A 15,227-nucleotide genomic window follows, 5' to 3' on the forward strand; every position below is an offset into this window, starting at 1 on the left:
CCCTGTCCCGGGGCCGAGCCGTACTGCGGTACACGCGTACGAGTACCGAACCGACTGCACTCACCGTGGCTGCGTCACCGAACCACCGTGAGGAGAAACGAACAGCGAGAACGCGAGTGGGTAACTCGCTCGATTGAGCCTAACCCGCGGGTAACGAGCGCGCCAACCCCCGGTGTTTGTGATGTACGTCCCGGCAGCCGGGTGGGCCGTCTAACCTCGGGGCATGGACGAAGAGTTGCGATCGCTCACGGAGCGCTTACGGGCCGAGGCGGCCGGATCGGCAGCCGTCGACCGGCTTCTGGCGACCGAGGACCCCGACGCCCTGACCACCGTGCTCACCGAGCCGGGGCAGCCGCTGTGGGCCAGGGAACTGGCGGCCTTCCGGCTCGGGCTCGCGGGGGACCGGCGGGCCTTCGAGTCCCTCGTGCTTCTCCTTAACCACCGGGACCCACCGCGCTGCGCCGGCGCCGCCTACGCCCTGGCCCGCCTCGGCGACCCGCGCACCGCCCGTGCCGCCGCCGCCCTCGCCACCAACGAACTTCGCGTCGCCTACGCCCTGCACCCCGTACGCCTGCTCGTCGAACTGCGCGCCCCGGAAGCCGTGCCCGCCCTGATCACCACGCTGCAGCGGCGGCTGCGCCCGCACGACCCGTACCGCGGGGTCGCCCTCGCCTGCGTGGACGGACTGGGCGAACTCGGCGACGCCCGCGCCGAACCCGTCCTGAACGAGGCCCTGGCCCACCCCGCCCTGGCCGAGGCGGCGGTCCGTGCCCTGGCGCGGATCCCCGGGCAGCAGCGGGCGTCCGCGCCGCGGATACCGGGGCAGCGGTAGCCGCGGGCTCCGCGGCGGTGGCCGGACCGCTCAGCCGCGGAGATCCTTCGCGTACCGCACCTCGGGCACCACCGCCTCGCCCACCTCGAAGGCCTCCTCGGCGCCGTCCGCGGCGAAGCCGGCCCGCTCGTAGAAGCGGCGGGCGGGGGCGTTGCCCTCGAGGACCCACAGGTACATGCGCTGGTGTCCGGCGGCGGCGCAGTACCGGACCGCCGCCGAGAGGAGGGCCCTGCCCACGCCCCGGCCGATGTGCTGGGGACGCAGGTACAGGGCGTACAACTCGGCGTCCTCGGTGCGTGTTTCGCCGTCCCGGTACGGGCCGAGGGCCGCCCAGCCGAGGAGCTTGCCGCCGCTGTCGACGACCAGGTTCACCACGCGCCGGTCGCCGTCCAGCAGGCGGGCGCGCTGCCGGTCGGCGTCCGCCGCGATGTCGAGGCCGTCGAGATAGGGCTGGGGGACGAGGCCCCTGTAGGCGTGCTGCCAGCCGCGTACGCGGATCTCGGCGACCTCGGCGCAGTCGTCCGCCGTCATCGGGCGCGGCACGAACTCCGCCGGGGACGAGGGGAGGACGTCGCCGGGGGCGGGGGTCCCGATTGGCTCGCTCATGGCTCCATGGTGGACCAGGGGTCCGACAACGCCGTGCCCCGGCCCCCCGCCTCTCTGCCCCGCCTCTCTGCCCCCGACTCCCCGTCCCGACGACGCGCCTGCTCAGCGGCGGAAGCCGAGCAGACCGTGCAGGGTCGAGCCGCGGGACGTGGGGGACGTGGCCTTCGACGTCCGCGGGGTCGGGTCGGGCAGCGCCTCGCACACCGCGTCGGCCGTGCCGCGGCCGCGCGGCACGGTGCCGTCGGTCAGGTACGCCGTCAGGTGCTCGTCCAGGCAGGCGTTGCCGCTCAACGTGATGCCGTGATTGCCGCCGCCCCGCTCCACCACCAGGCTGGAGCGGGCCAGCAGATGATGGACCGTCACGCCGCCCTGGTAGGAGGTGGCCGCGTCGTCGGTGGCCTGGAAGAGCAGCGCCGGCGGCAGCTTCCCGTTGACGACGTTCACGGGCCGCAGCGACTCGGTCGGCCAGAACGCGCACGCCGCGTTGTACCAGGCGTTGTTCCACGTCAGGAACGGTGCCCGCTCGTACACCTCCCAGTTGTCCTTGCGCCACTGCCGCCAGTCCCGCGGCCAGGACGCGTCCCGGCACTCGACCGCCGTGTAGACGCTGTAGCCGTTGTCGCCGGCGGCGTCGATCGCGCCGAAGTTCTCGTACGCCTTGACCAGCGGTCCGAAGTCGCCGTCGTTCACGTACGCCGCGAACGCCTCCGCCAGATAGGGCCAGTAGCCGTTGTAGTAGCCGCCCGGCAGGAAGGTGTCCTCCAGTTCGGCCGCGCCCACCTTGTCACCGGCCGGCTTCTTCGCCAGGGCCGCGCGCATCGCGTACCACTCGGCCTCGATCTTCTCCGGATCGGTGCCGAGCCGGTACGTGCTGTCGTGCTCGGCGATCCAGGCCATCAGGGCGCGGTGGCGGTCGTTGAAGGCGTGGTCCTGGTTCAGGTTGGACTCGTACCAGACCCCGGTGGGGTCGACGATCGAGTCGAGGACCAGGCGCCGCACCCGCTCCGGGAACAGCTTGGCGTACACGGCACCCAGATACGTGCCGTAGGAGTAGCCGAAGTAATTGATCTTCTGGACGCCCAGCGCCTGCCGGACCACGTCCATATCGCGCACCGCGCTGGTCGTGTTCACGTTAGGCAGGAGATCCGCGTGCTTCTTGCCGCAGGCGTCGGCGAACGACTTCACGCGTTCGAGGTTGGCCTGCTCCACCGCGCGGGTGCTCGGCACCGGATTCGGCCGCACCGGGTCGAAGAAGCCCGGCTCGCAGTTCAGCGCGGGCCTGCTCGCGCCCACCCCGCGCGGATCGAAGCCGATCACGTCGTACTGGGCGGCTACCTCCTTCGGCAGCGACGCCGCGACGAACCCGGCGAGCGCCAGCCCGCTGCCGCCGGGGCCGCCCGGGTTGACCAGCAGGGGGCCCTGGTACTTCTTCGCGGTGTGCGGAACGCGGGACAGCGCGAGGGTGATCTTCCGCCCCCCGGGGCGGGCATGGTCGAGAGGTGCCTCGACGGACGCGCACTGCAGCGTCGGATAGTTCTCGGTGCCGCAGTCCTTCCACACGGGCTTCGCCGCGCGGAAGGTGTCGGCGCCGTTCGGTGCGGCCGCCTCGGCGGGCAGGGCCGTCAGGCTCCCGGCCATGACGGCGGCGGCACTGCACAGCACTGCTGCGCGTTTCCTCATGGGTCCTCCCAGGACGGAGGTCGGTGAACCGCGGGCTCACGGTCCACGCGGCATCGTCCCGGAACGAGCCGCCGGATGAACGCGTTCTGCCGACTCTTGACCCGATCGGGTCGCCGGATGCCCTCGAATGCTCCTGAAGAAGCGAGAGTTGGGTCGGACCCGATGTGGGGGATCCGGAGCACCGGGACGCGGAGGCGGAGGGCCCGGAGGCGGGGGACCGCTGGTCCGGAGATCCGGCTACCGGGGCCCGGCGGGCCGGAGGCGGTGGGGCATCTTTGCGCGTGCATCCCCGATGGGGATTCACGGTCCGCTCGAAGGGCATGCGGGACGCCCCGGGCACCCGGTCGAGGATCGAGCGGGCGCGGATCTCGTGGAAGGTGATTCCGGCGAACTCCGGTGAACTCCGGTGAACTCCGGCGTGTCGAAGGTGCGGGTGGTTATCGCGTCCGCGCCGAACAGTGCGGCGTCGGCCCGGCTGTGTCCGGAGTCCGGGGTGAGGTCCTCCCCGCGCATGACGCCTCCTCGGTGGTACTGGCCAAACACTGGCCCACGTAATGGAACAAGTGTTCCCTTGATCGCGTGAACGACTGGTTTGAGCACACTCCCGATCACTTCCGGACTCCCGATTTGGGGGGCCGGGTGAGGGGGTGGTTGGCTTGCCCCGACCCCCCGAGAACCCATGTCCTGGAGGAAACCGATGGCGCAGGTCGAGGCCACTACGGAGCGGATCGTCGCGGCGGACGCGGAGACGGTGTTCGACGCCCTCGCCGACTACCGCGGCACGCGCGGGAGGCTGCTGCCCGAGCAGTACAGCGAGTACGAGGTCCGCGAGGGCGGTGACGGCGAGGGCAGCCTCGTCCACTGGAAGCTCCAGGCCACCAGCAAGCGCGTCCGCGACTGCCTCATGGAGGTCACCGAGCCGAGTGACGGCGAACTGGTCGAGAAGGACCGCAACTCGTCCATGGTCACCACCTGGCGCGTCACCCCGGCCGGGGAGGGCAGGTCACGGGTCGTCGTGACCACCACCTGGACCGGCGCCGGGGGCATCGGAGGCTTCTTCGAGAGGACCTTCGCCCCCAAGGGCCTCGCGCGCATCCACGACGCGCTGCTCGCCAGACTCGCCACCGAGGTCGAGAAGTGACCGCCGAGGCGGCCGGGCCCGCCCCTTCGCCTCGGCGGTTCGAGTGATCTCCGTACGAACCTTCCGTATGTCGTAACTCGTCGCGCTTGCTCATGGTTGTCGCTTTCGCGCGGAAGCGGTGCGGCGGCGCGACGAGGGGAGCGGCGCGTGAGTGGGATCACGCTGACGCAGGACGAACCGATCGCGGCGGCAGCGCCGTTGGCCGGGCACACGCCCCGGGGCGGAATCCGCCGGCCGCCCGGAGCGTGGTGCGGATCCGGGGCCGGGAAGGAGGTCGGGAAGGAGGTCGGGAAGGGGCGTCCGTGCGATGGAGCGCATCCCGATGCGAACACCGGCGGTCAATTCCCGTATTGCCACACATCGCAATCAGCCGCGCCCGTACGGTGGTACGGCGGTACAGATCTTGGGATCCGTGGGGAGAGAGGGCCTGGGCCATGGATCGTGGCACCGAGCGGGACGCACCGGCCGACCATGGAGCCGAGGACGGCGCGGTGACCGAAGGCCTCGGTGCCGGCCGGATCCCCCTGGCCGTCGTCGTCGTGGACCGCGACGGGCTGGTCTCGCACTGGAGTACAGGCGCACGGCGCCTGTTCGGGCTCTCCAAGGGCGACGCCCTCGGCCGCCCGGCCGTCGATCTGCTGCCGGTCTCCGGCGCCCTCCCCGAGGACGGGGAGGAGGGAGAAGCCGGGTGGCACGGTGCATACGCGTCGTACGCGGACCACGACGGTCTCGGCCCCGATCTCGAATCCTCCCTCGGCCGGGGCCTGTCCTATCCGGCCGCGGGCCGCGCCCGCCTCGCCGCCCCTGCTCCCGCCCCCGCTCGCGGGTCCAGGGCAAGGTCAGGGCGCGTCGACGTGCTGTGGTGGGCCTACCCGCTGGTCGGCCCCGGCAGCGAGCGGCTGCTGGTGCTCGCCGCCGACGCGGACGCGCTGCACGGCGACGAGACGGAGGCGTTCGAGTGGATCGCCCCCGGATTCGCCCTGCACACCGACTTCCCCGGCTCCGCGGACCTGGCCCGCCGGCTCCCCGAGATCCTGCCCAGCATGAGCGTCGGGGAGAGTGCCCGCATCGCCGCCCAGATCCTCGAACTGGGCTATCCGATCCTGGAGTTCAGCCAGAATGAGCGGGTGCCCGTCACCCCCGACTGGGGGGTTCCCCGCCGCGCGGAGCGTAAGGCCCGTCGCGAACGGGCCTTACGGGCCCGCGCGGTCGGCGAACCCGTGCCCGAGGACCAGCGTGACGAGGCCGAGGACCTCGAGTACGCCGCCGTCCGCGAACACCTGGAGTTCCTCAACGAGGTCAGCTCCCGGATCGGCACCTCCCTCGACCTGTCCCGCACCATCGTCGAGGTCAGCAAGGCCGTCGTGCCCCGCTTCACCGATGTCGCCGGCACCTATCTGCGCGAACAGGTCGTCGCCGGTGAGGGCTTCGACGAGGGCGTGCCCGACACCACCACCATGTGGCACCGGGTCGCCCTCGAGCACACCGACGAACCCGGCCGCTGGGACGACGTCGTGCCCGTCGGCGAAGCCATGCCCTTCCCGGCCCACACCCCGTTCTTCCAGTGCATGACCACCGGCGAGCCCGTCCTCGTGCCGCGCATCAGCGAGCAGATGGGGCACGCCGTCGCCTCGCAGTTCGAGAAGCGCGACATACGCCCGTTGATCACCGGCCGCTCGATGCTCGTCGTACCGCTGAAGGCGCGTCAGGTCGTCCTCGGCTTCATGATTCTGCTGCGCCACCCGGAGCGGCAGGTCTTCAACGACATGGACCGCGTCACCGGCGCCGAACTCGCCGCCCGTGCGGGCCTGGTGCTGGACAACGCGCGCATGTACACCTACCAGGAGAACGTCGCCGAGACGCTCCAGGACAGCATGCTTCCGCACATCCCGCCGCGCATGGCGGGCTGCGACATCGCCACCCGCTATCTGCCGGGCACGCTGCTCGGCCGGGTCGGCGGCGACTGGTTCGACTCGGTGAAGCTGCCCGGCGCCCGCACCGCCTTCGTCGTCGGCGACGTCATGGGCCACGGCCTGAACTCCGCCGCGATGATGGGACAGTTGCGCACCGCCGTGCAGACCATGGCGGGGCTCGACCTGCCGCCCACGCAGCTGCTGCGCAACCTCGACGACCTTGCCCAGCGGCTTGGTGACACCCATCTGGCGACCTGTCTGTACGCCGTCTACGACCCCATCGCGAGCGAGCTTTGCCTCGCCAACGCCGGACACGTCCCGCCCGTCCTGGTCCGTGCGGCGGACGGCCGCAGTGAACTGCTCGACCTGCCCACCGGTGCCCCGATCGGCGTCGGCGGAGTGCCGTTCGAGTCCGTGCGTGTGCGCGTGGAGCCCGGTGATCGGTTGGTGATGTGCACCGACGGACTGGTCGAGGTGCGTGGCGAGGACATCGGTGTCGGCCTCGCCACCTTGTGCGAATCCGCCGCCCATCCGGCCGCGTCCATGGACGACGCCTGCGACACCATCATCCGGGCCCTCGCTGTGACGTTTTCAAAAGCGGGGCGCGGCGGCCGCAAGGACGACGTGGCCCTGCTGATGGCACGCCTGAGCGGTATCGAGCCCGACCACGTCGCCGAGTGGCGGCTCGTCCCCGACCCGTCGGAGGTCCCCCGGGCCCGCGCCATGGTCCGCGAACAGCTCTACGAGTGGGGCCTGGAGAAGCAGGCCGACCACGCCGAGCTGATGGTCGGCGAACTCGTCACCAACGCCGTACGGCACGCCCACGCCCGGCCCGTCGCGCTGCGCCTGGTCCGCGGCGACACCCTGCTGTGCGAGGTGGAGGACGACGACCACGAACTGCCCACACTCCTCAACACCGGGCCGATGGACGAGTTCGGGCGCGGGCTGCGGGTGGTCAGCAGGCTCGCGCGGGAGTGGGGCACCAGCCGGACCCATTCCGGTAAGAGCGTCTGGTTCGAACTGACGCTGCCGCGCCGCTGATCCGGCACGCTTCCCGTCCCCCGTCCCCCGTCCCCCGCCCCCCCGTCCCACGGCATCGCGAACGAGGGCCCCGTTCGACGCGCGTGGACGACCGGCCGACACGAACGGTGGCTCCTCGGAGGCGGGTCGGACGGCTCACCCGAAGCGAACGAGGGTTCACGCGACGCGAACAGGGGCTCACCCGAGGCGAACGGGGCGTGAAGAAATGCGCCGTGTCCTTGTCGGTGCGCCCCGGCGCGCGGTACACCGTATTGGCCCGTCACGCGGGCGGATTCGCTTCACACCCTGGGGAGTTGGGCATGAGCGTGACCAGTCGGTACCGGGAGGCGTGGGAGGGGTTCTGGCGCGAGGCGCCGGGCGGGCAGGGGGGAGTGTTCTGGGACGCGGAACCCACCCTGACCGTCGCCCGCCACCTGGCCCTGTTCGAACCGTATCTGTCCGATCCCGGTCTGCCGCTGGTCGACCTGGGCTGCGGCAACGGCACCCAGACCCGCTTCCTCGCCGACCGCTTCCCGCACGTCGTCGGCGCCGACCTGTCCGCCGCCGCCCTGGACCACGCCCGGCGTGCCGATCCGGCCGGCCGGGCCTCCTACCGGCAGTTGGACGCCGCCGACAAGGGCGAGGCGCAGGGCCTGTACGCGGAACTCGGCGACGTCAACGTCTACCTGCGGGGTGTGCTGCACCAGTGCGAGACCGACGACCGGCAGTCCCTGGTGGACGGCATCGCCACCCTGATCGGCGACCGCGGCCGTGCTTTCCTCGTCGAACCCTCCGAGGCCGCCGGGGCATTGCTGCAGAGCCTCACGGCCCCGCCCGCCGGCCCGCCGCCCAAGGTGGCGGCGGTCTTCCGGCACGGCATAGCCCCAGGGAGGGTGGCCGACGACGCGGTGCCGGAGTTCCTGGCCGCGGCGGGGCTGACCCTCCTGGCGAACGGCACCGTGCCCCTCACGACGACGGAGTACGCGCCCGACGGCTCCCGCATCGAACTGCCGTCCGGCTGGTACGTGACGGGACGCGCCGGGTGACCCGGGGCCCGTCGCGGTCCGACGGAGTATCCGTGGCCTGACGGAGCGGCTGCGGCGGCACGAAGGGGCTTACGGCGTACGGGAAGGGGTGCGGAGTGGCATAGGGGCAGGTGGGAGACGGTCCCGTGCGTCCTGTACCGTCATTGGTCTGGGCCGGTGAGAGTTTTCCACAGGCCTGGCAGAGTTTTGGCAGCACGACGTAGCGTGAGGCGCATGAAGATCCTCATCAGCGCCGACATGGAGGGCGCCACCGGCGTCACCTGGCCGGCCGATGTGCTGCCGGGCACCCCGCAGTGGGAGCGCTGCCGGTCCATGTTCACCTCCGACGTCGACGCCGCCGTGCGGGGCTTCTTCGATGGCGGCGCCGACGAGGTGCTGATCAACGAGGCGCACTGGACCATGCGCAATCTCCTGCTGGAGCGGCTCGACGAGCGGGCCGAGATGCTCACCGGGCGGCACAAGTCGCTGTCCATGGTCGAGGGCGTGCAGCACGGCGACGTGGACGGCATCGCGTTCATCGGCTATCACGCCGGCGCCGGCATGGAGGGCGTCCTCGCCCACACCTTCCTCGCCAACTCCATCACCGGGGTGTGGCTGAACGGCGAACGGGCGAGCGAGGGCCTGCTCAACGCGGCCGTCGTCGCCGAGTACGGGGTGCCGGTCGTCCTGGTCACCGGCGACGACGTGGCCTGCGAGGACGCGCTCGGCTACGCGCCCGGGGCGCTGAAGGTCGCGGTCAAGGACCACGTGTCGCGGTATGCGGCGGTGTGCCGGACACCGGCCCGGACGGCCTCCGACATCCGCGCGGCGGCCAAGGACGCCGCCGCGCTCGCGGTGCGCCACGAGCCGGTGGCCGCGGGCCCCTTCACCGTCGCGGTGGAGTTCGACGCCGAGCATCTGGCCATGGCCGCCACCGTCGTACCGGGCGTGGCCCGGACCGGCGAGCGGAAAGTGGCGTACACCAGCGGGACCATGTACGACGGGATCCGCACCTTCAAGGCGGTCACCACGATCGCCTCGGCCGCGGTGGAGGAGCAGTATGGCTGACGAACACGCCCTGGACGAGGTCGTGACGTTCACGTCCGACCTCATCAGGATCGACACCACGAACCGGGGCGGCGGTGACTGCCAGGAGCGGCCCGCCGCCGAGTACGCGGCGGAGCGGCTGGCCGGAGCGGGCCTGGAACCGGTGCTGCTCGAGCGCACCCCCGGCCGGACCAACGTCGTCGCGCGCCTCGCGGGCACCGACCCGACGGCCGACGCGCTCCTCGTCCACGGTCACCTCGACGTCGTACCGGCCGAGGCGGCCGACTGGAGCGTGCACCCGTTCTCCGGTGAGGTGCGCGACGGGGTGGTCTGGGGACGCGGCGCCGTCGACATGAAGAACATGGACGCGATGATCCTCGCCGTGGTGCGGGCCTGGGCCCGCCAGGGCGTGCGGCCCCGGCGCGACATCGTGATCGCCTTCACCGCCGACGAGGAGGCCAGCGCCGAGGACGGCTCCGGTTTCCTCGCCGACCGGCACCCGGAGCTCTTCGAGGGCTGCACCGAGGGCATCAGCGAATCGGGCGCCTACACCGTCCACGACGGCGCCGGCCGGCAGCTCTACCCGATCGCCGCGGGAGAACGCGGCACGGCCTGGCTGAAGCTCACCGCGCGCGGGCGGGCCGGCCACGGGTCCAAGGTCAACCGGGACAACGCGGTGACCCGCCTGGCCGCCGCGGTCGCCCGCATCGGTGAGCACGAGTGGCCGCTGCGGCTCACCCCGACCGTTCGCGCGGCACTCACCGAACTCGCCGCCCTGTACGGCGTCGACCCCGACCTGTCCGACGTGGACACGCTGCTCGCCAAGCTGGGCCCGGCCGCGAAGCTCGTCGAGCACACGCTCCGCAACAGCAGCAACCCGACGATGCTGGACGCCGGCTACAAGGTCAACGTGATCCCCGGCCAGGCCGAGGCGTACATCGACGGACGGATCCTGCCCGGTGGCGAGGACGACTTCCACGCCACCCTGGACCGGCTCACCGGGCCCGACGTGGACTGGGAGTTCCACCACCGCGAGCCGGCCCTTCAGTCGCCGGTGGACTCGACGACGTTCGCCCGGATGCGGGCCGCGGTGCAGGAGTTCGCACCCGAGGGGCACCCCGTGCCGTACTGCATGTCCGGCGGCACGGACGCCAAGCAGTTCTCCCGCCTGGGCATCACCGGCTACGGTTTCGCCCCGCTGAAACTGCCGGAGGGCTTCGATTACCAGGCGCTCTTCCACGGAGTCGACGAGCGCGTCCCGGTCGAGGCGCTCCACTTCGGCGTCCGCGTCCTCGACCGGTTCCTGCGGACGGCCTGAGCCCATGGGGGAGACGGTGCGAACCCTGCCGTACGGCGAGTGGCCCTCGCCCATCGACGCGGCCACGGCCGCGGCGCACGACGGAAGCCCCGAGTACGTGGGGTTCGTCGGGGACGAGGTGTGGTGGACCGAGCCCCGGCCCGCCGAGGGCGGCCGCCGCACCCTGGTGCGCCGGCACTCCGACGGCGCCGAGGAGTCCGTCCTGCCCGCGCCATGGAATGTGCGCAGCCGGGTCCACGAGTACGGGGGACGGCCCTGGGCCGGGTTCGTACGGGACGACGACCCGCTTGTGGTGTTCGTCGACTTCGCCGACCAGCGCCTCCACCGGTACGAACCGGGCGGCGAGCCGCGTCCGCTGACCCCCGTCTCCCCGGTGGGGCAGGGGCTGCGCTGGGCCGAGCCGACCCTGCTGCCGGACCGCGGCGAGGTGTGGTGCGTCCTGGAGGAGTCCACCGGCGACGGACCCAGTGACGTGCGCCGTGTCCTGGCCGCCGTACCGCTGGACGGCTCGGCCGCCGACGACCGCGGTACCGTGCGCGAACTGACCGACGACCGGCACCGGTTCGTCACCGGGCCGCGCCTCTCGCCCGACGGGCGGCTCGCCGCCTGGCTGGCCTGGGACCATCCCCGCATGCCCTGGGACGGTACCGAACTCCGCCTCGCCGACGTCGCCCCCGACGGCACCCTGCACGACGCCCGCACCGTGGCCGGCGGTCCGGGCGAGTCGGTCGCCCAGGCAGACTGGACGCACGACGGCCGACTGCTCCACACGAGCGACCGCACCGGCTGGTGGAACCTCTACCTCGACGGCGAACCCGTCTGCCCGCGCGAGGAAGAGTTCGGCGGGCCGCTGTGGAAGCCGGGGTCGCGCTGGTTCACCCCGCTGGACAGCGGCCTGATCGCCGTCGTGCACGGCCGGGGCGCCGCCACGCTCGGCATACTCGACCCGGAGACGGGCGAGGTCGTCGACGCGGCCGGGCCCTGGACCGAGTTCACGCCCACGCTCGCGTCCCACGGCGAGCGCGTCGTGGCCGTCGGAGCGAGCCCGCGCAGCGCCCACGAGGTCGTCGAGCTGGACACCCGAACCGGCAGGGCCCGGGTGATCGGCGCCCCGCACGAGGACGCCGCGGACCCCGCCCACTACCCCGCACCGCAGGCCCGCACCTTCACCGGGCCGGACGGCCGCGAGATCCACGCCCAGGTGTACCCGCCGCGCAACCCCGGCTGCGCCGGGCCCGACGGCGAGCTGCCGCCGTACGTGATCTGGGCACACGGCGGGCCCACCGGTCGGGCACCGCTCGTGCTCGACCTCGAGATCGCCTACTTCACCTCGCGCGGCATCGGCGTCGCCGAGGTCAACTACGGCGGCTCCACCGGCTACGGGCGTGCCTACCGCGACCGGCTGCGCGAGCAGTGGGGCGTGGTCGACGTCGAGGACTGCGCCGCCGTCGCGCTCGCCCTCGCCGACGAGGGCACCGCGGACCGCGACCGGCTCGCCGTCCGCGGCGGCAGCGCCGGCGGCTGGACCACGGCTGCCTCCCTCACCACGACCGACATCTACGCCTGCGGCACCATCATCTACCCGGTGCTCGACCTGACCGGCTGGGGCCCGGGGGAGACCCACGACTTCGAGTCCCAGTACCTCGAGAGCCTCATCGGCCCGCGCGCCGAAGTCCCCGAGCGGTACGCCGAACGCTCGCCCGTCGCGCACGCCGACCGGCTCACCGCGCCGTTCCTGCTCCTCCAGGGCCTGGACGACCGGATCTGCCCTCCCGTGCAGTGCGAGCGGTTCCTCGCCCGGCTGGAGGGCAAGGGCGTGCCGCACGCGTATCTCACTTTCGAGGGAGAGGGGCACGGCTTCCGGCGCGCTGAGACCATGGTGCGCGCACTGGAAGCCGAACTGTCCCTGTACGCCCAGGTGTTCGGACTGTCGGTACCGGACGTGCCGGTCCTGGAGCTGACCCGATGAGCCGGGTCGCACCGATGGACCGAGCCGAGTGGATGAGCCGGGTCGAGCCGTTGCGGCGGCCGCCCCGGCTCGGCCCCGGTGCCCGGGTGGCCGTCGTCGCGCCCAGCGGGCCCGTGCCGGAGGAGCGGCTGCAGGCCGGTCTGGACACGCTGCGCGGCTGGGACCTCGACCCGATGGCCGCCCCCCATGTCCTGGACCGTCACGGCGAGTTCGACTACCTGGCCGGCACCGACGCCGACCGGGCCGCCGACCTGCAGGCCGCCTGGTGCGACCCCGCCGTGGACGCGGTGATCTGCGCCCGGGGCGGCTACGGCGTGCAGCGCATGGTCGACCTGCTCGACTGGCCGGCGATGCGGGCCGCCGGACCGAAGGTCTTCGTCGGGTTCAGTGACATCACCGCCCTGCACGAGGCGTTCGCGGCCCGGCTCGGCCTGGTCACCCTGCACGGGCCGATGGCGGCGGGCATCGACTTCCTCAAGAACACCCGCGCGCAGGAGCACCTCAAGGCCACCCTGTTCGCCCCGGAGACCGTCCGCACCCTCGCCTCCGACGGCACCGCACTGGTCCCCGGCCGGGCGCGCGGCGTCACGCTCGGCGGCTGCCTCGCCCTGCTCGCCGCCGACCTCGGCACCCCGCACGCCAGGCCCTCCGCGCGCGGCGGGCTGCTGTGCCTGGAGGACGTGGGGGAGGAGCCGTACCGGCTCGACCGGTACCTCACCCAGTTGTCGCGGGCCGGCTGGTTCGACGGGGTGTCGGGGCTGCTGCTCGGCTCCTGGGCACAGTGCGGCCCGTACGAGAAGGTGCGGGCGCTGCTCGCCGACCGGCTCGGCGGTCTCGGCGTGCCCGTGGCCGAACAGTTCGGGTTCGGGCACTGCGACGGGGCGCTCACCGTGCCGTTCGGCGTCACGGCCGAACTCGACGCGGACGCGGGCACCCTGACGCTCGACGAGCCGGCGCTGAGCTGAGCCCCTCCCGTACCCGGAACCCGACGTAGGGTGGCACGGTGCCGCACCCCGCTTCCCGCTATCTTGCAGAAGGCCCCCGTGTGGGCATACGCCACTTCACCCACGCGGACAGCGCCGAGTTCACCGCCCGTGCCCGGGAGAGCAAGGACCTGCACCACCCCTGGCTGTTCCCGCCGGACAGCGCCTCGGCGTATTCCGCGTACGCGCAGCGCCTGATCGAGGACCCGGCCAAGGCCGGCCTCCTGGTCTGCGAGAAGGCGAATGCAGGCGCGGGCCCTGACGACGGAGTCCGTGACGGCTCCATCGCCGGGTTCATCAACATCAACAACATCGTGCACGGCGCGTTCCAGTGCGGCGTCCTGGGGTACGGCGTGTTCGCGCACGCGGCGGGGCGCGGGCTGATGCGCGAAGGGCTGGACCTCGTCGTGCGGCACGCGTTCGGGCCGATGCGGCTGCACCGGCTGGAGATCAACGTGCAGCCCGCCAACGCCGCCTCCATCGCCCTGGCCCGTGGCCGCGGATTCCGTCTGGAGGGGTTCTCGCCGGGCATGCTCTTCATCGACGGCGCCTGGCGCGACCACGAACGCTGGGCCCTCACCCGCGAGATGCGGGGACCGCGCTGATCGCGTCGGAGCGTACGGCGCCCCGTGTCCGCAAGGCCGCCGGCGTCACCCCGTCCCGGTCCGTGCCTCGCCGGCCCGAGCGGGGGAGGCACGGACCGGGACGGGACGGGTACGGACGGAGCCGTGGCCGGGCGGTTCAGACGGCGAGGCGGTCCGCGTACTCGTAGACCGCACCGTCCGGGTGCCGTGCGATGAGGTTGCGGCCCACCGGTGTGGGGAGCGGGCCCGCGATGATGTCCGCGCCCATTTCGGCCAGCACCTGACCGGCCTCCTCGACGTCCTTCACCGCGATGGTCGCCGCCACCTTGCGCAGCACGTCCAGTTCGGCCGCGGGGCCGCTCATCAGCAGGAAGCAGCCGACGGCGGCCACTTGGACACCGGCCCGCTCGAAGCGCAGGGCCCTGCCTCCCGCCAGCCGCTCGTAGAAGGGGATCGCGGTCTCGATGTCGTCGACGCAGACGCGCAGTGTGGCACCCAGAATCTCCATGGTGACGAGCCTAGTTGGGGAACGGCGTTATGTGCTCGGGGCGTTGGGTACCCGGGCGTCATGCAGCGTTTGGAGCACATGCAGCATCTGGACAAGCACCTGGTCGACGAGTTGGCGCAGGTGGCCCGCGAGAGCGTACGCGACGAGCTGCGTGAACAGGCGCGGGGGCAGCGCCGCAAGGCCGCCCTGTACGGCGCGTCCGGCGCCGCCGCCCTGTACGCGGGCGCGGCCGTCGCACTGGCCGTGGGGCTCGCCCTCGCCCTCGTCCTGCCGGGCTGGGCCGCTGCGCTGATCACGGCCGTGATTCTGGGCGCCCTGGCCTACGCACTGCGGAACGCGGCCCGCCCCTCGCCCGCCCCCGGGCGCGGGGCCGCCGGGCAGGCGTCCGTCCCCGGGCAGCAGGACGCCGAGCGCGGGCGCACCGGTGGCGTAGCTCCGCCGGTGCCGTCGACGCCGCCCGCCACGGGAGCCGTACCGCCGCGGCCGGACGACCCGGCCCCCGGCGCACCGGGCCCTCGGGCCTGACCGGTCGTGAGACAGGCCTCGAACGAGGCGGACGAGGCGCGGTGGAGGCACAGGCGGTGGCCCGTGCCTCCACCGC

At 72.6% G+C, this 15,227-nt stretch carries 13 protein-coding genes and 1 pseudogene; 10 read left to right on the forward strand and 4 right to left on the reverse strand.

Going from position 1 to position 15,227, the window contains the following annotated elements:
• The first annotated feature begins 223 nt into the window (after positions 1-223).
• Positions 224-832 carry an adenylosuccinate lyase gene (locus tag ACFP2V_RS19630; protein ID WP_381213783.1) on the forward strand — a complete coding sequence of 203 codons (609 nt, stop codon included), beginning with the start codon at positions 224-226 and terminating at the stop codon, positions 830-832.
• 30 nt (positions 833-862) lie between these two features.
• Here ACFP2V_RS19630 and ACFP2V_RS19635 read toward each other — a convergent pair whose 3' ends face one another.
• From ACFP2V_RS19635 to ACFP2V_RS19645, 3 genes and pseudogenes are all read right to left on the reverse strand, one after another.
• Positions 863-1,363: a GNAT family N-acetyltransferase gene (locus tag ACFP2V_RS19635; RefSeq protein WP_381214048.1), complete on the reverse strand. Its 501-nt coding sequence runs from the start codon at positions 1,361-1,363 to the stop codon at positions 863-865.
• A gap of 177 nt (positions 1,364-1,540) precedes the next feature.
• Positions 1,541-3,118, reverse strand: a complete 1,578-nt coding sequence (locus ACFP2V_RS19640) for an alpha/beta hydrolase (protein ID WP_381213786.1) — start codon at positions 3,116-3,118, stop codon at positions 1,541-1,543.
• A gap of 280 nt (positions 3,119-3,398) precedes the next feature.
• A pseudogene (locus ACFP2V_RS19645) lies at positions 3,399-3,631 on the reverse strand (Rv2578c family radical SAM protein); the annotation flags it as partial.
• 184 nt (positions 3,632-3,815) lie between these two features.
• Here ACFP2V_RS19645 and ACFP2V_RS19650 point away from each other — a divergent pair.
• The 8 genes from ACFP2V_RS19650 to ACFP2V_RS19685 all read left to right on the forward strand — a co-directional run bounded on the left by ACFP2V_RS19650 (position 3,816) and on the right by ACFP2V_RS19685 (position 14,139).
• Positions 3,816-4,259 (forward strand): SRPBCC family protein, encoded by a 444-nt coding sequence (locus ACFP2V_RS19650; protein ID WP_381213789.1) that lies wholly within the window; start codon positions 3,816-3,818, stop codon positions 4,257-4,259.
• 434 nt (positions 4,260-4,693) lie between these two features.
• A complete protein-coding gene (locus tag ACFP2V_RS19655) occupies positions 4,694-7,213 on the forward strand; it encodes a SpoIIE family protein phosphatase (protein WP_381213792.1) in 2,520 nt (839 codons plus the stop codon).
• 299 nt (positions 7,214-7,512) lie between these two features.
• Positions 7,513-8,238: a class I SAM-dependent methyltransferase gene (locus tag ACFP2V_RS19660; protein WP_381213795.1), complete on the forward strand. Its 726-nt coding sequence runs from the start codon at positions 7,513-7,515 to the stop codon at positions 8,236-8,238.
• Between the two features lie 213 nt (positions 8,239-8,451).
• Complete coding sequence (locus tag ACFP2V_RS19665) at positions 8,452-9,285, forward strand: M55 family metallopeptidase (protein ID WP_350858394.1); 834 nt, start codon at positions 8,452-8,454, stop codon at positions 9,283-9,285.
• The gene (locus tag ACFP2V_RS19670) at positions 9,278-10,582 is read left to right on the forward strand and encodes a M20/M25/M40 family metallo-hydrolase (RefSeq protein WP_381213799.1); all 1,305 of its coding nucleotides are present in this window, start codon (positions 9,278-9,280) and stop codon (positions 10,580-10,582) included. The genes ACFP2V_RS19665 and ACFP2V_RS19670 overlap by 8 nt, the downstream gene beginning before the upstream one ends.
• 4 nt (positions 10,583-10,586) lie before the next feature.
• Positions 10,587-12,551: a dipeptidyl-peptidase 5 gene (locus tag ACFP2V_RS19675; protein WP_381213801.1), complete on the forward strand. Its 1,965-nt coding sequence runs from the start codon at positions 10,587-10,589 to the stop codon at positions 12,549-12,551.
• Positions 12,552-12,583: 32 nt separating this feature from the next.
• Positions 12,584-13,516, forward strand: coding sequence for a S66 peptidase family protein (locus ACFP2V_RS19680; RefSeq protein WP_381214051.1), 933 nt, complete (start codon positions 12,584-12,586; stop codon positions 13,514-13,516).
• Between the two features lie 38 nt (positions 13,517-13,554).
• On the forward strand, positions 13,555-14,139 hold the full coding sequence (locus ACFP2V_RS19685; RefSeq protein WP_381213802.1) for a GNAT family N-acetyltransferase: 585 nt from the start codon (positions 13,555-13,557) through the stop codon (positions 14,137-14,139).
• A 136-nt stretch (positions 14,140-14,275) separates the two neighbouring features.
• On the opposite strand, the gene ACFP2V_RS19690 is transcribed toward ACFP2V_RS19685, so the two are convergent.
• On the reverse strand, positions 14,276-14,626 hold the full coding sequence (locus ACFP2V_RS19690) for a VOC family protein (protein WP_381213805.1): 351 nt from the start codon (positions 14,624-14,626) through the stop codon (positions 14,276-14,278).
• A 60-nt stretch (positions 14,627-14,686) separates the two neighbouring features.
• On the opposite strand from ACFP2V_RS19690, the gene ACFP2V_RS19695 reads away from it, so the two are divergent.
• Complete coding sequence (locus tag ACFP2V_RS19695) at positions 14,687-15,151, forward strand: phage holin family protein (RefSeq protein ID WP_381213808.1); 465 nt, start codon at positions 14,687-14,689, stop codon at positions 15,149-15,151.
• Positions 15,152-15,227: the final 76 nt, after the last annotated feature.

The sequence above is a fragment of the Streptomyces incanus genome, assembly GCF_042656345.1.
GTDB lineage: Bacteria > Actinomycetota > Actinomycetes > Streptomycetales > Streptomycetaceae > Streptomyces > Streptomyces incanus.

Bases quoted from the DNA above. Each gene is read 5' to 3' on its own strand.
- ACFP2V_RS19630 (WP_381213783.1), top strand. From the start codon at position 224: ATGGACGAAGAGTTGCGATCGCTCACGGAGCGCTTACGGGCCGAGGCG.
- ACFP2V_RS19635 (WP_381214048.1), bottom strand. From the start codon at position 1,363: ATGACGGCGGACGACTGCGCCGAGGTCGCCGAGATCCGCGTACGCGGC.
- ACFP2V_RS19640 (WP_381213786.1), bottom strand. From the start codon at position 3,118: ATGAGGAAACGCGCAGCAGTGCTGTGCAGTGCCGCCGCCGTCATGGCC.
- ACFP2V_RS19650 (WP_381213789.1), top strand. From the start codon at position 3,816: ATGGCGCAGGTCGAGGCCACTACGGAGCGGATCGTCGCGGCGGACGCG.
- ACFP2V_RS19655 (WP_381213792.1), top strand. From the start codon at position 4,694: ATGGATCGTGGCACCGAGCGGGACGCACCGGCCGACCATGGAGCCGAG.
- ACFP2V_RS19660 (WP_381213795.1), top strand. From the start codon at position 7,513: ATGAGCGTGACCAGTCGGTACCGGGAGGCGTGGGAGGGGTTCTGGCGC.
- ACFP2V_RS19665 (WP_350858394.1), top strand. From the start codon at position 8,452: ATGAAGATCCTCATCAGCGCCGACATGGAGGGCGCCACCGGCGTCACC.
- ACFP2V_RS19670 (WP_381213799.1), top strand. From the start codon at position 9,278: ATGGCTGACGAACACGCCCTGGACGAGGTCGTGACGTTCACGTCCGAC.
- ACFP2V_RS19675 (WP_381213801.1), top strand. From the start codon at position 10,587: ATGGGGGAGACGGTGCGAACCCTGCCGTACGGCGAGTGGCCCTCGCCC.
- ACFP2V_RS19680 (WP_381214051.1), top strand. From the start codon at position 12,584: ATGAGCCGGGTCGAGCCGTTGCGGCGGCCGCCCCGGCTCGGCCCCGGT.
- ACFP2V_RS19690 (WP_381213805.1), bottom strand. From the start codon at position 14,626: ATGGAGATTCTGGGTGCCACACTGCGCGTCTGCGTCGACGACATCGAG.
- ACFP2V_RS19695 (WP_381213808.1), top strand. From the start codon at position 14,687: ATGCAGCGTTTGGAGCACATGCAGCATCTGGACAAGCACCTGGTCGAC.